Origin of the sequence: Rhizobium sp. 25PS6 (assembly GCF_032464655.1) — a bacterium.
In the GTDB taxonomy this organism is placed as follows: domain Bacteria; phylum Pseudomonadota; class Alphaproteobacteria; order Rhizobiales; family Rhizobiaceae; genus Rhizobium; species Rhizobium laguerreae.
Map to the genome: position 1 here is coordinate 256,104 of NZ_JAWDIV010000003.1, position 15,973 is coordinate 272,076.

Consider the following 15,973-nt stretch of genomic DNA (forward strand, 5'->3'; position numbering starts at 1 on the left):
CATCGTCGCGCAGGAAAGTTTCAATCCTGGGGCAACGCCTCGTAATAGGCTGCGAGCGCCTGAATATCCTCGTCGCTCAGACCTGCAGCAGCCCTGGTCATCACATCAGCATAGGCGCCGCCGCCACGATTTCCGCTGCGGAAAAGACCGAGTTGGTTTTCGATATAGGGCACCGGTTGGCCGGCAAGGCGTGGATAGGCCTCGTTGACACCGGCAGCATCATGGCAGGCGGCGCAGGCCGCGACGCCACGCGTCCAGTCACCGCGTTCCGCAAGGACCTTGCCGCGAGAGATCATTCCCGAAGGCCGGCCCGTGTCAGTGACTACGCTCTGGCTGGCGAAATAGCTGGCCAGCTTTTTCCGGTCTTCGCTCGATGTCTGCGAGAGCGCAACCTTCATGACACCGCTTGGACGCTTGCCGGTCGCGTAAGCCTCGAGACTGTCACGAAGGTAAGTCTCCGACTGGTCTGTGAGACGCGGAATGAGGCTGGTTTCATCGGGGCCTGCCGGCGAATGGCAGCCTTCGCAGCTTTTCACGATCGCATCGAAGTCCCGGGATCCCGTCGCGGAAAAGCCGGCGAGCCGCTGATAGGCGGCTTGGTCGAGGCTTGGATATTCCCGCAGGAAGGCGACCATGGCCCAGACCTCGTCATCCCGCTTCATCGACGGCCAGGCGGGCATGCCGGTATAGCGCACGCCATGTTTGACGACCTCGAAGAGCTCGGCATCATTCCATGTCGCGTTGACATGCTGCAGGTTGGGCGGAGGAGGAAGCATGTTTTCGACAGCGGCGGGTCGCGGCATCGCCGGTGAACCATGGCAGCCCGCACATCCGGTTTCGTAGTGACCTGCGGCAAGCGGCAGCATCGCCGCCGTAAACCGTGGCGCATGCCCGCCGAGCGCTGCCGTGCGCACGGATGACCGCATCACCCAATGCAGGAACCAGTCCGTGATGCGCCAATGCCCGGTGCTTGCACGGATGTCGATGATGCCGGCCCAGGCGACGAACAGGCCCACTGCAGCAAGTACTGCGGTGCCGGCAGATATCCGTCTCCACCTTATCCGCATTGGCTGCCCCTTGAAGACGTAGGCTTGAGGACGTCGGCAAGCAGGATGATGGCGCCGAGCATGTAGGCGGCTGCGCCGACCAGGAGCATGACGACACCGCCGAGTTGCTGATCGGTGTCGCGGCCAAGGACGAAGCCGAGACAGGTGACATCTCCGACCCCATAAAGCGGGCGGGGAGCAAGGGTCAGCAGGACGCCGAGCAGCGTCATGTGGATCGAGGTGAAGAGCAGGCCGATGATGCCCGCCAACCGCTGGGTGCCTTCCTCATGACGCCGGAAACACGCGGTCCACAACAGAATGCCGGCGAGAAGAAAGCTTGCCTGTTCGAGAAGCATCGCATCAAGCCGCGTTTCCGCCAGCCGACGGAGCGCCGGCATATGCCAGAGCCAGACGACGAGGAGCTCGGCGACTGAGGCGAGTAGCGGCCCGAACCAGGGGAGATGGACGGCGGGATCGAGCCGCCTGCCGCCGACCGCTATCGCCAACAGCGGAGCTGCAATGGCGACGGTCGTCATGTGAACGATCATATGCGCCGTCAGCGACCCGCCGTTCCAGGTCGTCGCAAGAAGCGCCAGCGCAAGACAAAGGGCAAAGATGCCGGCGACAAGAGCAAGGTTCTTCATCGGGCACAGGCCTCGATAAAAAGCAGCGGGACGGATACGAAGATGACCGCGACGAAACTCAGGCCTGACAGCAGCAGTGTTGCAAAGCCCTGGAACAGCAACCGGTCTTGCCTCGTCGGTTCGTCATGGGGCGGATCGCCGCTGCCGAAGCCCCATTGCCGCCAAGCGAGCCAGGCGGCACCGAGAATGGCAAGCAGCGCGAAAACCGTCGCAATGGACAGGGTAAAGCGGAGCATGCCGAAAGAGAAAGCAACTTCCGATGCTTTCGCGCAATAGACAGCGGCTGCGACATAGCAGACAAGAAAGTGCAGAGCCCAGACGGCGGGCCCGGTAAACAGGGTCCAGAGCGTTTCCACCTCTTTTGGGATCAGGCGCATCTCGTCACCTCAACTCTGGAAACAGGCCCAGCACTCCGAAGGAGGTGAGGGCAGTGATGACCAGGAAATGCCAGTAGAGCACGACATTGTGCAGATCGGCGTCATATTCCGCCGTCAGACGACCCGCAAAACTACTCGCCAGACAATAGAACTGCATGATCACGGCAACTAGGCCATGAAGGACCGTCCAGAGCACGATGACCCAGACGATCGCCGGATAGACATGCGCCGTCGGCTGCATGTCGTACAGATAGGGACCCGCTAGACCGGCGGCGCAGGCCGCAAGTGTGAGGATCGTGGAGGTGAGGAGGCAAAGGCGGACAGATGCCATCCGGCCATTCGTATTGATCGATCGCGCAAACAGCATGGCAAGCCAGGCAAGGGCAAAGAGCGCGGCCGCCATCAGCGGCCAGATCCTGCCCGGACCAGGCAATCCTGCTGTAAAATCGGGATGGATCGTCCAGTAGAAGAAATAGCCGAACATCAAGCTGGCATAGGCCGTGCCGTCTCCGGCCATGGTGATGAAGACCGCCCACCAGCCGACCGAAGCCGGGCCGGAGGCATAAAGGGGAACCTGCTTGTCAAGCCCGATATCCCTGAGGTTTTGCCTTGGTATCTCGTTGGTTCCGGTCCAGAGCCAGATCAGGATGGCGACAAGTGTCACGGCGGCGCATAGCGCCGTCAAGATCCACCAATGGAAGGTCAGTGCGATGAATGCGCCGCCAAGTGCCAAAGCGGAGATTATGGTCAGAAGCGATGTGCCGCCGACCCGCAGGCATTGCAGCGGTTCGGCGTCCAGAACCGACGTCACGAGCGTTTCGCGCCGACCATCGGCCGCGTCCGGCAGATAGTACCGGCCCGCCTTGATGCCGTCGATCAGCTCCGGCTGGTCCCAGAGCGGATACCGGCTTTTGATGATCGGAATGGACCGCACGCCCCAATTTTCTTCCGGCTCGCTGATCCACTCGAGCGTTCCGGCATTCCAGGGGTTCATTTCGCCTTTCGGCTCGCGATGTTTAGGACGCAGAACATCGACGACGATGATGGTGACACCTGCGGCAAAAATGAAAGCACCGATGGTGGAGACGAGGTTCAGGAGGTTCCAGCCGACATCGGAGGGGTAGGTGAAGACCCGCCGCGGCATGCCGCGCAGGCCGGTCAGGTGCATGGGGAAGAAGGCGGTGTTGAAACCGACGAACATGAGCCAGAAGGCGATTTTGCCCCATCGAGCCGAAAGTTTTTGTGCGTTCACCAGCGGATAATAATAGTAGATTCCGGCAACCACCGGAAACAGCATGCCGCCGATCATCACGTAATGGAGATGGGCGACGACGAAATAGGTGTCATGCGCCTGCCAGTCGAAGGGTGCGAGCGCCACCATGACGCCGGTCAGCCCGCCAATGATGAAGATCGCCAGTCCCCCGGCGCCAAAGAGCATGGGAAGGGAAAAGATCACCCGGCCGGCCAGCATGGTGGCGATGAAGACAAAGATCTGCACTCCGGTCGGGATTGCGACGGCCTCGGACGCTGCCGAGAAGAAGGCCAGTGAAATCTGCGGCAGGCCCGTGGTGAACATATGGTGGACCCAGAGCCCGAAGCTCAGGAACCCAGTGCCGACCGCAGCCAGCACGATCCAGGAATAGCCGACGATCGGACGCTGCGCGAAGGTCGGAACGATCATCGCCATCAGCGCGATGGCGGGCAGGAGGATGATGTAGACCTCGGGGTGGCCGAAAATCCAGAATAGATGCTGCCAGAGCAGCGGATCGCCGCCACGTGCTGCATCGAAAAAAGGCCAGTCGAACATCCGCTCCATCTCGAACAGGATGTCGCCGGCAATCAGCGGCGGAAAGGCGAAGAGGATCATGCCCGCCACGATCAGCAGATACCAGGCAAAGAGCGGCATCATGTTGATCCGCATGCCCGGCGCCCGGCATTTCATGATGCCGACGATGAGCTCGACGGCTGCGGCGATGGAGGCGACCTCGATGAAGGAAAGGCCGAGCAGCCAGATATCCGCGCCGATGCCGGAATATTGCTTGTCGGTGGCAAGCGGCGGATACATGAACCAACCCGCATTGGGCGCCGCCCCGAAAAATATCGACCCGCAGACGAATACGCCGCCGAGCGCAAAACTCCAGAAGCCGAAAGCGGAAAGCCGCGGAAACGGCAACTCCCGCGCGCCAAGCATGGAGGGCAGGAGGAAGATTGCGACGGCCTCGAAGATCGGAACGGCAAACAGGAACATCATCACGGTGCCGTGCAGCGTGAAGGCCTGGTTGAAGAGATCGGCGGAGAGAAAGTCGTTGTCGGGGACTGCCAGTTGCAGGCGCATGAGCAGCGCAAGGATGCCGGCAAACAGCATGAAGATGAAGGCGGCCGATCCATACCAAAGGCCGATCTGAGTGTTGTTGACGGAGGTCCAGTAACGCCAGCCTTTCGGATTGGCCCATACGCGCCGAAGTTCCGCTTCCTGCGCGGTGGATGTTTCGGCTGAGACCGAAGCGAGTGGTTCCGTCATTTGAGCCCCCCGAGATAGCGGGCAATTTCTTCGATATCATCTTCGGGAAGCATGTTGAAAGCGGGCATCTTTGCGCCCGGTTTCACCGATGAGGGTGAGTGAATGAAGCGGGCGATGTTTTCCGGCGTGTTGGCAAGCGCACCTGCGCCGATCGAGAGGCGGGCGCCGATCAAGGTGAGATCCGGGGCGGTCTGGCCGGCGATCTGCAGTCCACGGAGTGAATGGCACCCCACACAGCCATGGCGCTGCAGGAGTTGTCCGCCTTCATTCGCAGCGCTTGCCTGGCCATCGATCAGCCTGCTGCGCCAGGCGTTATAATCGTCCTCCTCCATGACGACGACCGACAATGCCATATAGGCATGCGAGGCTCCGCAAAATTCGGCACAAGGGGCACGATAGCTGCCGGTGCGCGTTGGCGTCAGCGTGAGGAAATTGGTCCGGCCCGGAATCATGTCCATCTTGCCGCCCAGCGCCGGAATCCAGAAGGAATGAATAACGTCGGTCGCTTTGAGGGAAAAAGTCGCCGGTCGGCCGAGGGGCAGGCGAATTTCGTTGGCGGTCTCGAAAGCAGGCTGGTCACCGACGGCCGGATAGCGAATACGCCACCAGAACTGCTCCCCCGTCACCTCGATCGCCCCATCCTTTGCTGCAAGCGGGTTCCAAGGCCGTATCGCCGGCATCAACCAGACTGCGTAGCCCAGCAAAAGCAGAAGGACGACAGTCGGAAATGCAACGCCACCCCAGGCAATGAGCGCGCCGGCCTTCTCCGCCGGCCATGCTTCCCGTCGATGGCGCGCAGCGTGAAGGAGCAGGGAGGTTACGCCGACCCAAATCGAAATGCCGCCAATAACCATGACGACGAACAGCCGACAGACCGCCTCCGATTCCTCGCCGGCGGGACTAAGCGCGGACTGCTGACCGCTGCAACCCGCAAGAACGAGTGCACTGAAAGGAACAAGACATCGCAGGATTGTCGGTCTCCCTTTCCTCCAATGCTCAAGATCTCCGATATGGAACGCGTATGTCCGGTGGCAAGTGGCTGGTGTTTGTTAGGCGGCAACTGGGCGGTATCGCCAATGCTGTGAATACGTCACAACCGACGACCGAAAATACCTTCGGCGAAACAGCCGGTTCGGCCTTCTCGAAACCTGTCAGGAGGCGTTGGCGGATCAATCGCGTTTCGTGAAGTGTTTTCAACCAGGCGCGTGCTCCGGCTTCCCCTCGTCCATACGATCGCCGGGAGAAGAAGACGCGGTTGAGCCGCCGCATGCCATCAGCACGTCTGCAATCAGCGGAAGCCGAAGAAACTCAAAATCGCGAGCACGATAACGACAGCGCCGACAAGCCAGATCAAATTGTTCATGGGAAACCGTTCTCCTGTTTAAGGGTCGGGCCATTGTGACCCGATCATCTAACGGTGAGGCAGGGCTTGGAGTTCCCAACCGGTCCAATTGCTGCAGCGTGCCGCCCAATTTCCGGCTCTATGCCTTTCAATAACTGCACGAGCGAGCATTGCTGGGTCTGAACCCATCCGCACATGCCGGGTTTACCGATGTATTCCGCTGATACTGAAAATCCTGGTGATCCTGCCTTGCAGGCGACGTGCAGGAAGACGTGAACGCGGACACACCGATCAGCACTGCCGCCACCAATGGAAAAAATCGGTTCATCTGAACGTGTCCTCACAAGCTTGTCATGGTCGCAATCTACCATGCTAACGCGAGCCTATACGAAAACTTCTTGCCCGCTAGATCACGCTCACCTGAGCCGAAACATTCGCGCGATTGATCAATCAATCTATAATCGTGATGCGTCGCGGCCTCAGCCGATGACTAAATTCACGTAAGTCTAAGCTGATCGGGCTATTCCGTCGCTATGGAAGTAGTTCCGCGACGTTAATAGTCAAGCGGGCGCGATTTCGACTTGAATAGATTGCGGTTCTTGAGTAAAATTACACCATAAAAAAGTAATATAAATGGGAGGATACTATGTCGTCAACTCGGTTTGATCCGATTCTGCTTCATCGTCAACATTTCATCGATGAGGTCACATGCCTCGATGAAATCTTCGATGTTCTGGACGGGTGGCCGGAGGACAAACGGGGTTTGGCATATGAAACGCTGTTGAAGGCGTGCAGAGATACGGCCAACGGGCGTTTCCCGCTGAGCGCTGCGCGCGAGAATTTCCGGCGCTTTCTGAAGATGTCGGGCGTGCTTGCCAAGGTCGAGGGTGGTCCCAGGTTCGACGGGCTGATGAATCATCAAATTGGTAATGCTTAATCAGACATGGCTGTTGGGGGCCGCCTGCATGGCAGGTGAGGGCGCGCCGTGACATCAGTTGCGGCGCGTTCTGGTTTCGGTACCTACAGATCGGATGATCGCCTATTTCTTGGCCACAAAGCGCCGGGCAAGCCCTGCCAAGAGGCAGCCGGCTATTCGGGTGTCGGATCCAGCAGATATTGGGCCGTGAAACTCATAAATTGAGTAGAATCGGTCATGCAAGTCGGCTAATCGCAGTCCATGCTCAAGTTTGTCAAACTACAACTCGGCCAAGATTGGGTGGCCGAACCAAATGCGCCAGAGCCCCAGGTTTCAGTTGAGGGCTCCTCCGTCAACGTCCGTTTCCGCTCGTATAGGCCCGTGCACGAAAAAAAGCCGACGGGTATTCTCAGGTCGTTGAGCCTGTTTTCGAAGACCCGTCCGAAATTTGATGAGACATGGGGCACTTTGAGATTTGTGGGTTGCAGCCGCTGGCGCTGGGACAGCACCAATGATCATGAATGGTATAAGGTAGACGGCCATGGTCGCTACAGCGGTGTGGCTCCTCGTTGGGGCGAGTTCTATGAGCTAGTCGGTCTCGACCCCGACCGCGATGCCGTGTCTTGGGAAAAGATCGGGACAGACACCGTTAGCTCTCGGCATTTCCTATATTATTTTCGCGATGAAACGCTTGAGTTCATGGCCGAAGAATGGTCGTTCATCCCCAATCTGACGGCCTAAATCGGCGCTCGTTGCCTACGACGCCGATTGGCTCCGCGCGAAGGTGAGAACCAAGCGTTCTTGGGCAAACATTCCGCCAAAATCCAACCGGAAGATAACGCTCGTCTTCTGCCCATGGCTATACAAAAAGCGGAACCTCATTGAGCGATTCTTCAGTAAACTGAAATGTTTCCGACGGATTGCAACCCGCTACGACAAACTCGGCATGAATTTTCTTGCTATGACCAAGCTGGCTTGTGTTCGTCTCACTCTCCGCCATAACCAGTCCACGGCCTAGTTTACGCCCGCACTCGCCCACTCGCATCGGAAGACCAGCATAGGCTTCGAAAATCCCTTGAACCGTCGGCGCGTCGCGTGAGCGAAGAGATCGGCGGCGCCATATTCCCGAAAGATATTCTCCGAGACGAGGATCTGGTCGCTGGAGGCTGCCGCGCAGAGACGCGCGGCAAGTTGCACGGTCGAGCCGAAGAGGTCGTTGCTGTCCTCGACCGGCTCGCCGCAATCCACTCCGATGCGGATATGGATAGGCTCGGTGTTTCCGCCGTTGTAACGTTCGAATTCCCGCTGGATCGCCATGGCGCATGCGACCGCTGCCGTTGTCGCAGCGAAGGCTGCCATGATGCCGTCGCCGGTGTGTTTCACTTCTCGGCCTGAATTCCGGCTGAGGCATCTGCGCACGATAGCGTCATGGGCCCTGACCATTTCGGTCGCAATGCGGTCGCCGAGGCGCGATGTCATCGCTGTCGATCCGACGATGTCGGTAAAGAGGATTGCCCGGTGGCCGGAATCGACGTCGCTGGACGACTGACCAGGCGCCGGCTCAGGATCGTGAATTCGGCCAAGAAAAGCTTCGACCGCCGATAAGGCGACCTCGACGACCTCGCCGGCGACGAAACCGTGCGCCTCTCGATGCACGCATTGCGCCGTTTCCGCATCCGGCGCATCCACGAGGCAGAAGGCGGTACCGCGCCGCTGGTCGAACCAGTAGGTCAAGAACTTGACGCCGTATTTGTCCTGAATGTCGAGATCCATGCGATGCGCCCGGGCAACGTCGGCGGCTGTGATTCCTTCAAGAAAGTGCCGGTCCATGAAAATAGGCATCGCGCGCTCCTCCCAGATCCGCCGCGTGCAGGATAGATGACATTGTACGACCGGGACGAAACTCCGTCCACCTCTGGGACAATCAATGAGTGATTAGAGAGGTTCTTGCTTCCAGCAATGCATATGAGTTGCTGTAATCCTTATAGAGTATAAAAAGGAAAGACTGAGTTTTAATCAGCAGGCGTGGGATCGAAGCCCGATATTTACCACAATCAGTCGCTTAATGACTGGTCGGGGGACCCAGTTCAAGCTCCACGTTCGCAAACGCGCCGGCTGTAGGGGATCTGGAGGGGACGAAGAGGAACGTCTACACTGCGAGCATCGCTGACCAAGATCAAATCCGTGAAGCCACGCTTCTGCTGGTGACGCGGCCTACCAACGGCACGTAATTTGCATCGTACCCATGAGCTCCACTGAAATTGGGAAAAGCTGTAGCAAAGTGAGACAGACGGCACATTTTCGACCGGTTGGCTTGGCCTCAATGGGGCTTGGTCATTATGCCGTTATTAACTCTGTGTGGGACGCCGCGCGCACGCTCCTGCGCGACTGGCCGGTAGATGACGGCGAAGAATATTTCGAGGCCGTCAAGTCGTGCCTGGATGCGATTATCGGCGATCTCCCACCGGAACACGTGCGGGCGGCCTTCATCAGGGCGGCGCAGGAGGCCGGCATCGCCGTCATAGAAGCGGCGGACTGAGTATCTGCCTCGACTCGACGCCAGCCTGCGGCTGGCAATACCTATCCTCAAAGCCAGATCGTCCCGACGCTTGACTTTTCCTGCCGAAGTTCTAATCTAGAACAAAACAGGAACATTGGAGATGATCATGACGCATACGGAACAGGTGATCGCCAACGCCCTCGCGCTTGTCGAAGCGTCCCGCGCAGCCCGCGAGCGCGATCAACAGCGGCGTGCCGCCTGGCAGAGAAAGGTCGAACTCAGCCGGCCGCTGCCGCCATTGCCGCGCCCGGTTCAATTGCCGTTGGCGCTGAACTGATGCAGCCGGCAAAAGCCTTGGAACCCCATCGGACACGCCCCGAACAAACTGGACCTGGTCAAGCCTGGGCGGATCAAACCTGGCCCGATCAAGCCTGGCCCGATCAAGCCTGTCCCGATCAAGCCTGGGAAGTCGAAGCCGTGCTTGCCTGGCATGACGACAATGCCAAGGCGGCGATACGCTCGCTGCTTGATGACTGCAAACATCTCCGCCAGCAACTGGCACTGGCGGAAAGAGTGATGAGCCGCGGGATGGCCCGCGGATGGGCGCCGCGATACGAGCGCGACGCCCTTTGAACGGCCGACCTTCGCCAAGGATGTCGAGCCGGTTAAATGACGGAACTGGAACAGGTGTCAGCCACCAGCCACACTGATCGGCCCTCCATCCTGGGAAGCCGGCTTGCGGCCATCAGCATGTCCGCGCCGTGACTTTGGAACGGCAAGTTTGGTTCTGGCTAGTCGGCCGGCGTCACGCGGGTCCAGAAAGCGTTGAACACGACCGAATCGAAGAACGCCGAGGCGCGGACGATACGGCCGTCGCGCATGTCGAGAAACCAGGCATAGGTGTTGGCGTAGGGCTCCCCGTCGCGAGCGATGCCGCGGGCATCGAAAAAGACGATCACAGTGTCGCCGACGGCATAGACGTTGCGGATCGCGGGCTTCAGCGGCGCCTTCATGCGGGCGTTAAACGGGCGGATCACCTCGCGCAAGAACGCCTCGCGACTGGAATAGGTCTTCGATGCCAACGAATAGCCCTCGATCGTCCAGCGGGCGTCGTCAGCGAGGAGGTCATAAGGGCTGCCTGTGCCGGCCGCCCACGCTTCAAAGCCGGCCTCGACAGTCGTCTTGTTGCGGCGTTCAGTCTCGGTCAGCGTCTGCGGTGCGGCGCGCGCTTCCAGCCCACCCATAGCCAGAATGGTGGCGGCGATGCCGAGGGCGGTGTTGAAGATGCGGCGGACAAAGGATTGCGGGCTGCGAACAGTTGCGGTCGCGGTGATGGACATGGTTTCCTCCAAGGATCGGGTTGGTGGCGCGACACCCGCTGGCCGGGTGCCGCTTGCAGCGCTCGCCGCAAAAAACACTGATCAGATCTGGTTTTCCCAGGCTCGCAGCTGGTGCTCCTTCAGCATGTCCTCGACCACCTTCGGAACCACGTTGCGGAACCTGCCGGTGTCGGCCGGAACGACATCGATCATACGGTCGATCATTTCCTTCGGGTCCATCTTACCTTCGGGGGTGGCGAAGAAATCGTCGAAGCCCTTGCGCAGATCTGCGCGCTTGGTGAAGTTCTTGCTGTCGTCCAGCCAGCGGAACGGATTGTCGGCCATCGTCTCGTTGTAGCCGGTGTAGTAGGCGCCCGGATTGATCGTCTGGATCTTGATGCCATAAGGGGCGAGTTCCTGCTGCAGCGCTTCGGCGATCGATTCCAAAGCGTGCTTGGTGGAGACATAGGTGCCCCAGTTGGCCGGAGTGAAGAGGCCGCCCATGGAGGACGTGAAGACCACCTTGCCCTTCTTGCGTTCGCGCACCCATTTCTGGACGACGCCCTGGGTCAGCAACAGCGGCAGGAAGACGTTGACTTCGTAGTTCTTACGAACGAGCTCGATCGGGATCTCCCAGACCGGGCCGGCTTCGCCCATGCCGGCATTGTTCCAGAGGACGTCGAAGTCCCAGCCCTGCGCTTGCTTGATGTCGTAGGGGTCGGTGAGGTCGAGACGCTCGACGCGGAAGTCCTTCAGTCCGAGGGCGGAGACCTCCTCACGCAGCGGAGTGACCTGCGACGAAACCTGTGTGGTAGCGATAATGCTGTGGCCGTTCTTGGCCATGCCAATGGCGGCAGCCTTGCCGAAGCCGGAGCCTGCACCAGTGATCAAAATGGTCTTGGTCATGCGACATTCCTTTCGATACTTTAGGGTTGGTCAAAAGCAAGGGTTGGCACGTCACGCGACGGCTGCAGCGGCTGCCTGCGCGATTTCCAGATCCTGCGGAACCGCTCCGCCGGAAACGCCAACGGCGCCGATCACCGTGCCGTCGTGGGCAAAAAGCGAGATGCCACCGGGAAAGGGAGCCAGGCCGCCGTTGGATAATTCGAGGGCATGGGCGGGAGCGCCGGGCTTGCAATATTCCCAGACGGCCTCGCTTGTGGTTTGAAACAATACGGCCGTCCGGGCTTTGCCCATAGCAAGGTCGATCGAGCCGAGCACGGCGCCGTCCATTCGGCTGAACGCCTTGAGATGGGCTCCGGCGTCCAGGACCGTGATATTGACCGGCACGCCGATTTCTTTAGCCCGCGCCTCGCCTGCGGCGATGATCTTGCGCGCTTCGTCAATGGTAATCATCTCCCTGCCTCCTTTTTCGTTCGAGGATGAGTGCTCCCCGTTCGATAAGACAGGTGTAGGCCGGAAATGGTTTTGCGGTATTTTCAGCTCTTGCTGCGCTATGCGCAAATCTTGCGCTCCGGCGTGCGTGCACAAACGTCGAACTCTGTCCGACAGGCGGAAACCGCTAAACGGTGACGAGTGCGCGGTATTGGCCGGGCGTCAAGCCGGTCATCTTGCGGAAGACGCGCGTGAAATTCGCCTGCGAGCCGAAGCCGGTATCGAGCGCGATCTCCACGAGCGAGGATCCCGCAAGCCGCAGCTTTTCCTTGGCCGCCTCGATCCGTCGCTCGGTGACGTAGCGATGCGGGGTCAGGCCGGTGGCCTTGCGAAACATACGGGCAAAATGAAAGGGGCTAAGGCAGGCCTCGGCAGCAAGGTCATTCAGCGAGATCTCTGCGGCGATGCGGGCTTCGATGAAATCGAAGACGCGTTGCAGCCTTTTTGGATCGATGGTCGGGACCCGCACGGCAGGATGCCACCGACCAGACGAATAGGTGCCGAGCAGGTGCGCCACCAGCGCCATCTGAATGCCGTCGAGGAAGAGTCGATCGGTCGGCTCCAGGCTTCTGTTCAACAAACCGCGAAAGAGTTGGCCGATATGCAGCACCATGGGATCGGGGACGCCGCCCGCATAGGCGAGCTGCACCTTGGCCGGGTCGATGTCAAAGTTCGAAAGCGCGCTCTCACCGACGAGCGACGGCGGCAGGAAGATGTGCAGGGACTCGGGCATGGTGCCGATGATTTCTACATCGCTCTCATGGACACCCGCCGGACATATCCAGGCGACACCGGGGCGAGCGATGGCCTCCTGCCTGTGACCGTCACCGGTCCACCTGATCTTCGACTGACCCGAGAGCAGGACGGCTATTTCCGTGCATTCGAGTGTAAGGTCGACTTGCCAGCCCGGATCGAAACGCCTGAGCTCGACCTGCAGCGACGAGCATTCAACGAGCCCGCCCACTCGCTCGCTGGTCCGATACTTTCTGTCCCCTTGCGATTCCACGAAAGTCATGTCGCATCCACGCCGTGAAGATAGATATAAATTCGAATTGTTCAGTCTCGGCGGGTCAATCACGACCGCCACGCCACTGTCAATCTGCAATCATCCTTGATGTATTAAATGAATAGCTTCCAGGCGCGCCGCGTTGCTGTCAGGAGCCTGGGTATTACGATCAGGATTTTGGCTAAATTTCAGGGGAGCGCAAGTCTTATGGAACAAAAGCGATACCGCAGCCCCTTGTGCCTTCAGTCAATTCACGCCTGCACTGACGCCTTTGCGGATGACCGAGCGCCGACGAGGGCAGGGACCCTCCTCCGGGGAAAAACTGGAGTTGAGGCGATGAACTGGTGGCAGTCTTGCGCAGGCGCGCCCGCAATGGTTTGGTAGCGTCCTGCATTCGCAACACTTCCGGTGATTCCCGATGTTCGATATTCTATTGCGTGGTCTGGCGCTCGGCGCCGGCGCAACAATCCTGATGGACCTCTGGGCAATCGTGCTCACCCAGCTCGGCCAGGCGGCCCCAAACTGGGCACCTGTGGGTCGCTGGTTCTGGCACCTCGGCCGGGGCAAGGTTTTTCACGAGAGCATCGCCGATGCCGAACCCTATAACAACGAACTGGCGCTCGGCTGGATCAGCCATTACGCTGTCGGCATCCTCTATGGGGTGATCTTCGCCATCATCATGGGCTCGGCCTGGCTGGCGGCCCCGACATTTCTTCCCGCCTGGATCTTCGGCATCATCACCGTCGGGGCAGGGTGGTTCCTGTTGCAGCCCGGCCTCGGCATCGGCTGGGCCGCCTCCAAACATCCGACGCCGAACAAGGTGCGGTGCTTCAATCTGCTGGCCCATACGGTTTTTGCGCTGGGGCTCTACGGGACGGCATTGATCATCGGCTGAGACAAGCCCAAACCCCTCCCCAACCCCTCCCCACAAGGGGGAGGGGCTAAGATGCCGCATCGCCTCACATAACCTCCAACGTACCAATCGGTAGAACGGTACCAGCCAGGAAGACCTCTCCATTTGGTCACTGCCGGACACCGCAGCTTAGCCCCTCCCCCTTGTGGGGAGGGGTTGGGGAGGGGTCTTGGGCAGCCACGGTGTCTGAACTTCGCCTTACCGCGCCGCCCAGTTGGCGCCGCGGCGGAAGATGGTCTTCATCTGGGGAACGTCGAATTCCTTGGCCTGATGGCCGAGCGAGGAATAGAACACCCGGCCCTTGCCGTATTTCCGCTTCCAGACGACGGGCATGACGACTCCGTCGATCCAGTAGGCGTGTTCGCCGGTGAACTTGGTCGTCGCCAGAACCTCGTTCGAGGGGTCGACATGCATGTAATATTGCTCTGAGGTATAGGGGAAATCGGCAATACCCTCCATGAGCGGATCGTCGGGACGGGTGATGTTGACGGTATAGTCGATGATGTTGCCAGGGTGAGCCACCCACTGGCCGCCGATGATGAACTGGTAGTCGACGGAGTCGCGGAAGGCATCGCCCGCGCCGCCGTGATAGCCGGCGATACCGACGCCGCTTTCGATCGCGGTCGCGAGGTTCTTGACCTCTTCCTTCTCGATCTTCGACATCGTCATGATTGGCACGACGAGGCTGAGATCATGGACGGAAGGATCGGCAAGCGCCTCGGTGCCGTGCTCGAGATAGACCTTGAAGCCGTCTTCCTCGAGCATGGTCTTGATGATTTCGGCGCACTCCTGCGGCTCATGCCCGCTCCAGCCGCCCCAGACGATCAGTGCTTCACGCATAGTCTTTCCTCCTGAAACTTATTTCGCCAACCGTCCGTCGACGATGGAATCGGACAGCGGGGCAGGGCGCTCCGTTGCCGTGGTGATCGCGACCGTCCGGCCGGTCGCGGCGGCGGTGTGGAATGCTTCCATGACTTCGAGCACATGCAGGGCCAGATCGCCATTGGCGCGGTGCGGCCGGTTGGAGCGGATCGCATGCGCCATGTCGGCAACGCCGAGCGAGCGATAGTTGCCGTCGGCATAGGGTGCTGTGACCGGCTGGTCCTCGAACGAACCGCCCTTCTTCAGATATTCCACCGGGCCGCCAAACTTGTTGGGATCGGGAACAACAAGCGTGCCCTCGGTGCCGTAGACTTCGAGCGGCACATGTTTGTGGCCGGCAACATCGAAGCTCATGGCGATATGCACGACAGCGCCATTGGCAAGGGCCATCATCCCGGCGACGTGGGTCGGCACATGCACGGGAATGCGTTCGCCGTTTCGCGGTTCGCTGGTGATCAGCCGCTCGGCCCGCGGCGTCGTCGCAAAGCCTGCAACCTGCGCAACCGACCCGAGAAGATTGACGAGATCGGTGATGTAGTAAGGACCCATATCGAGCATCGGCCCGCCGCCGACTTCGTAATAGAAGTCCGGGTTCGGATGCCAGCGCTCATGGCCCGGGCACATGAAGGTCGCCGAGCCGCCGACCGGCTGGCCGATGACGCCCTGGTCGATCAAGCCACGCGCCGTCTGGTGGCCGCCGCCGAGGAAGGTGTCGGGGGCAGCACCAATGCGCAGATTCCTCGCCTTGGCGGCCTCCGCCAATTTTTTCCCTTCCGCGAAATTAATCCCGAGCGGCTTTTCCGAATAGGTATGCTTGCCGGCATCGAGCGCCTGCAGCGCTACGGCAACATGGGCCTTCGGGATCGTCAGGTTGACGATGATCTCGACCTTGGGGTCGGTGAAAAGCTCCTCGACAGTCTTGGCCGGAACGTTGAATTCCGCGGCCTTTGCTTCCGCCAGCTCCCGGTTGAGATCGGCGACGCCGCGGATGTCGAGGATGGGAAAGGATGCCATCGCCTTGAGATAGGCGCCTGAAATATTGCCGCATCCGATGATGCCGATACCGACCTTGTCCATGAATTCCTCCACTGATCTTGCCATTGATCTTGATT

General features: G+C 59.8%; 18 protein-coding genes and 1 pseudogene. 7 read left to right on the plus strand and 12 right to left on the minus strand.

Going from position 1 to position 15,973, the window contains the following annotated elements; genetic code table 11:
• Positions 1 to 20 precede the first annotated feature (20 nt).
• Genes RWK44_RS05955 through coxB form a run of 5 tightly spaced genes read right to left on the minus strand, consistent with a single transcriptional unit; the run spans position 21 to position 5,598 of the window.
• Positions 21 to 1,067, minus strand: coding sequence for a c-type cytochrome (locus RWK44_RS05955; RefSeq protein WP_168287352.1), 1,047 nt, complete (start codon positions 1,065 to 1,067; stop codon positions 21 to 23).
• Positions 1,058 to 1,690, minus strand: coding sequence for a cytochrome c oxidase assembly protein (locus RWK44_RS05960; RefSeq protein ID WP_077981064.1), 633 nt, complete (start codon positions 1,688 to 1,690; stop codon positions 1,058 to 1,060). The genes RWK44_RS05955 and RWK44_RS05960 overlap by 10 nt, the downstream gene beginning before the upstream one ends.
• Positions 1,687 to 2,067 (minus strand): hypothetical protein, encoded by a 381-nt coding sequence (locus RWK44_RS05965; RefSeq protein ID WP_025394464.1) that lies wholly within the window; start codon positions 2,065 to 2,067, stop codon positions 1,687 to 1,689. The genes RWK44_RS05960 and RWK44_RS05965 overlap by 4 nt, the downstream gene beginning before the upstream one ends.
• A gap of 4 nt (positions 2,068 to 2,071) precedes the next feature.
• Positions 2,072 to 4,588 carry a cytochrome c oxidase subunit I gene (ctaD, locus tag RWK44_RS05970; RefSeq protein WP_316028533.1) on the minus strand — a complete coding sequence of 839 codons (2,517 nt, stop codon included), beginning with the start codon at positions 4,586 to 4,588 and terminating at the stop codon, positions 2,072 to 2,074.
• On the minus strand, positions 4,585 to 5,598 hold the full coding sequence (coxB, locus tag RWK44_RS05975) for a cytochrome c oxidase subunit II (protein WP_316028576.1): 1,014 nt from the start codon (positions 5,596 to 5,598) through the stop codon (positions 4,585 to 4,587). Before coxB ends, ctaD begins: the two co-directional genes overlap by 4 nt.
• 978 nt (positions 5,599 to 6,576) lie before the next feature.
• Here coxB and RWK44_RS05980 point away from each other — a divergent pair.
• The 3 genes and pseudogenes from RWK44_RS05980 to RWK44_RS05990 form a co-directional block, all read left to right on the plus strand.
• Positions 6,577 to 6,867: a DUF982 domain-containing protein gene (locus RWK44_RS05980; RefSeq protein WP_017960359.1), complete on the plus strand. Its 291-nt coding sequence runs from the start codon at positions 6,577 to 6,579 to the stop codon at positions 6,865 to 6,867.
• Between the two features lie 240 nt (positions 6,868 to 7,107).
• Positions 7,108 to 7,587 (plus strand): hypothetical protein, encoded by a 480-nt coding sequence (locus RWK44_RS05985; RefSeq protein ID WP_316028534.1) that lies wholly within the window; start codon positions 7,108 to 7,110, stop codon positions 7,585 to 7,587.
• Between the two features lie 13 nt (positions 7,588 to 7,600).
• Positions 7,601 to 7,864, plus strand: a pseudogene (locus RWK44_RS05990) (IS5/IS1182 family transposase); the annotation flags it as partial.
• Here the strand turns inward: RWK44_RS05990 and RWK44_RS05995 are convergent.
• Positions 7,861 to 8,688 carry a nickel-binding protein gene (locus tag RWK44_RS05995; protein ID WP_316028535.1) on the minus strand — a complete coding sequence of 276 codons (828 nt, stop codon included), beginning with the start codon at positions 8,686 to 8,688 and terminating at the stop codon, positions 7,861 to 7,863. The pseudogene RWK44_RS05990 and the gene RWK44_RS05995 sit on opposite strands and share 4 nt — an antisense overlap.
• A 439-nt stretch (positions 8,689 to 9,127) precedes the next feature.
• Between RWK44_RS05995 and RWK44_RS06000 the strand changes: the two genes are divergently transcribed.
• From RWK44_RS06000 to RWK44_RS06010, 3 genes are all read left to right on the plus strand, one after another.
• Positions 9,128 to 9,385, plus strand: a complete 258-nt coding sequence (locus RWK44_RS06000; protein WP_011651896.1) for a DUF982 domain-containing protein — start codon at positions 9,128 to 9,130, stop codon at positions 9,383 to 9,385.
• 127 nt (positions 9,386 to 9,512) lie between these two features.
• On the plus strand, positions 9,513 to 9,683 hold the full coding sequence (locus tag RWK44_RS06005) for a hypothetical protein (RefSeq protein ID WP_162039352.1): 171 nt from the start codon (positions 9,513 to 9,515) through the stop codon (positions 9,681 to 9,683).
• Entirely contained in the window at positions 9,683 to 9,979 is a 297-nt protein-coding gene (locus RWK44_RS06010) for a hypothetical protein (protein WP_316028536.1), read from the plus strand. The genes RWK44_RS06005 and RWK44_RS06010 overlap by 1 nt, the downstream gene beginning before the upstream one ends.
• Positions 9,980 to 10,137: 158 nt before the next feature.
• On the opposite strand, the gene RWK44_RS06015 is transcribed toward RWK44_RS06010, so the two are convergent.
• The 4 genes from RWK44_RS06015 to RWK44_RS06030 all read right to left on the minus strand — a co-directional run bounded on the left by RWK44_RS06015 (position 10,138) and on the right by RWK44_RS06030 (position 13,075).
• Positions 10,138 to 10,686 carry a nuclear transport factor 2 family protein gene (locus RWK44_RS06015; RefSeq protein ID WP_316028537.1) on the minus strand — a complete coding sequence of 183 codons (549 nt, stop codon included), beginning with the start codon at positions 10,684 to 10,686 and terminating at the stop codon, positions 10,138 to 10,140.
• 81 nt (positions 10,687 to 10,767) lie between these two features.
• Positions 10,768 to 11,571 (minus strand): SDR family oxidoreductase, encoded by an 804-nt coding sequence (locus RWK44_RS06020; protein ID WP_221945962.1) that lies wholly within the window; start codon positions 11,569 to 11,571, stop codon positions 10,768 to 10,770.
• Positions 11,572 to 11,622: 51 nt separating this feature from the next.
• Positions 11,623 to 12,021 (minus strand): GlcG/HbpS family heme-binding protein, encoded by a 399-nt coding sequence (locus tag RWK44_RS06025; RefSeq protein WP_017960369.1) that lies wholly within the window; start codon positions 12,019 to 12,021, stop codon positions 11,623 to 11,625.
• 166 nt (positions 12,022 to 12,187) lie between these two features.
• Positions 12,188 to 13,075 carry an AraC family transcriptional regulator gene (locus tag RWK44_RS06030; RefSeq protein WP_316028538.1) on the minus strand — a complete coding sequence of 296 codons (888 nt, stop codon included), beginning with the start codon at positions 13,073 to 13,075 and terminating at the stop codon, positions 12,188 to 12,190.
• A 409-nt stretch (positions 13,076 to 13,484) separates the two neighbouring features.
• Here RWK44_RS06030 and RWK44_RS06035 point away from each other — a divergent pair, with 409 nt between their 5' ends.
• A complete protein-coding gene (locus tag RWK44_RS06035) occupies positions 13,485 to 13,961 on the plus strand; it encodes a DUF2938 domain-containing protein (protein ID WP_077981054.1) in 477 nt (158 codons plus the stop codon).
• 216 nt (positions 13,962 to 14,177) lie between these two features.
• Here RWK44_RS06035 and RWK44_RS06040 read toward each other — a convergent pair whose 3' ends face one another.
• Entirely contained in the window at positions 14,178 to 14,819 is a 642-nt protein-coding gene (locus RWK44_RS06040) for a ThuA domain-containing protein (protein ID WP_003539493.1), read from the minus strand.
• Positions 14,820 to 14,837: 18 nt separating this feature from the next.
• Entirely contained in the window at positions 14,838 to 15,938 is a 1,101-nt protein-coding gene (locus RWK44_RS06045) for a Gfo/Idh/MocA family protein (RefSeq protein WP_316028539.1), read from the minus strand.
• Positions 15,939 to 15,973: the final 35 nt, after the last annotated feature.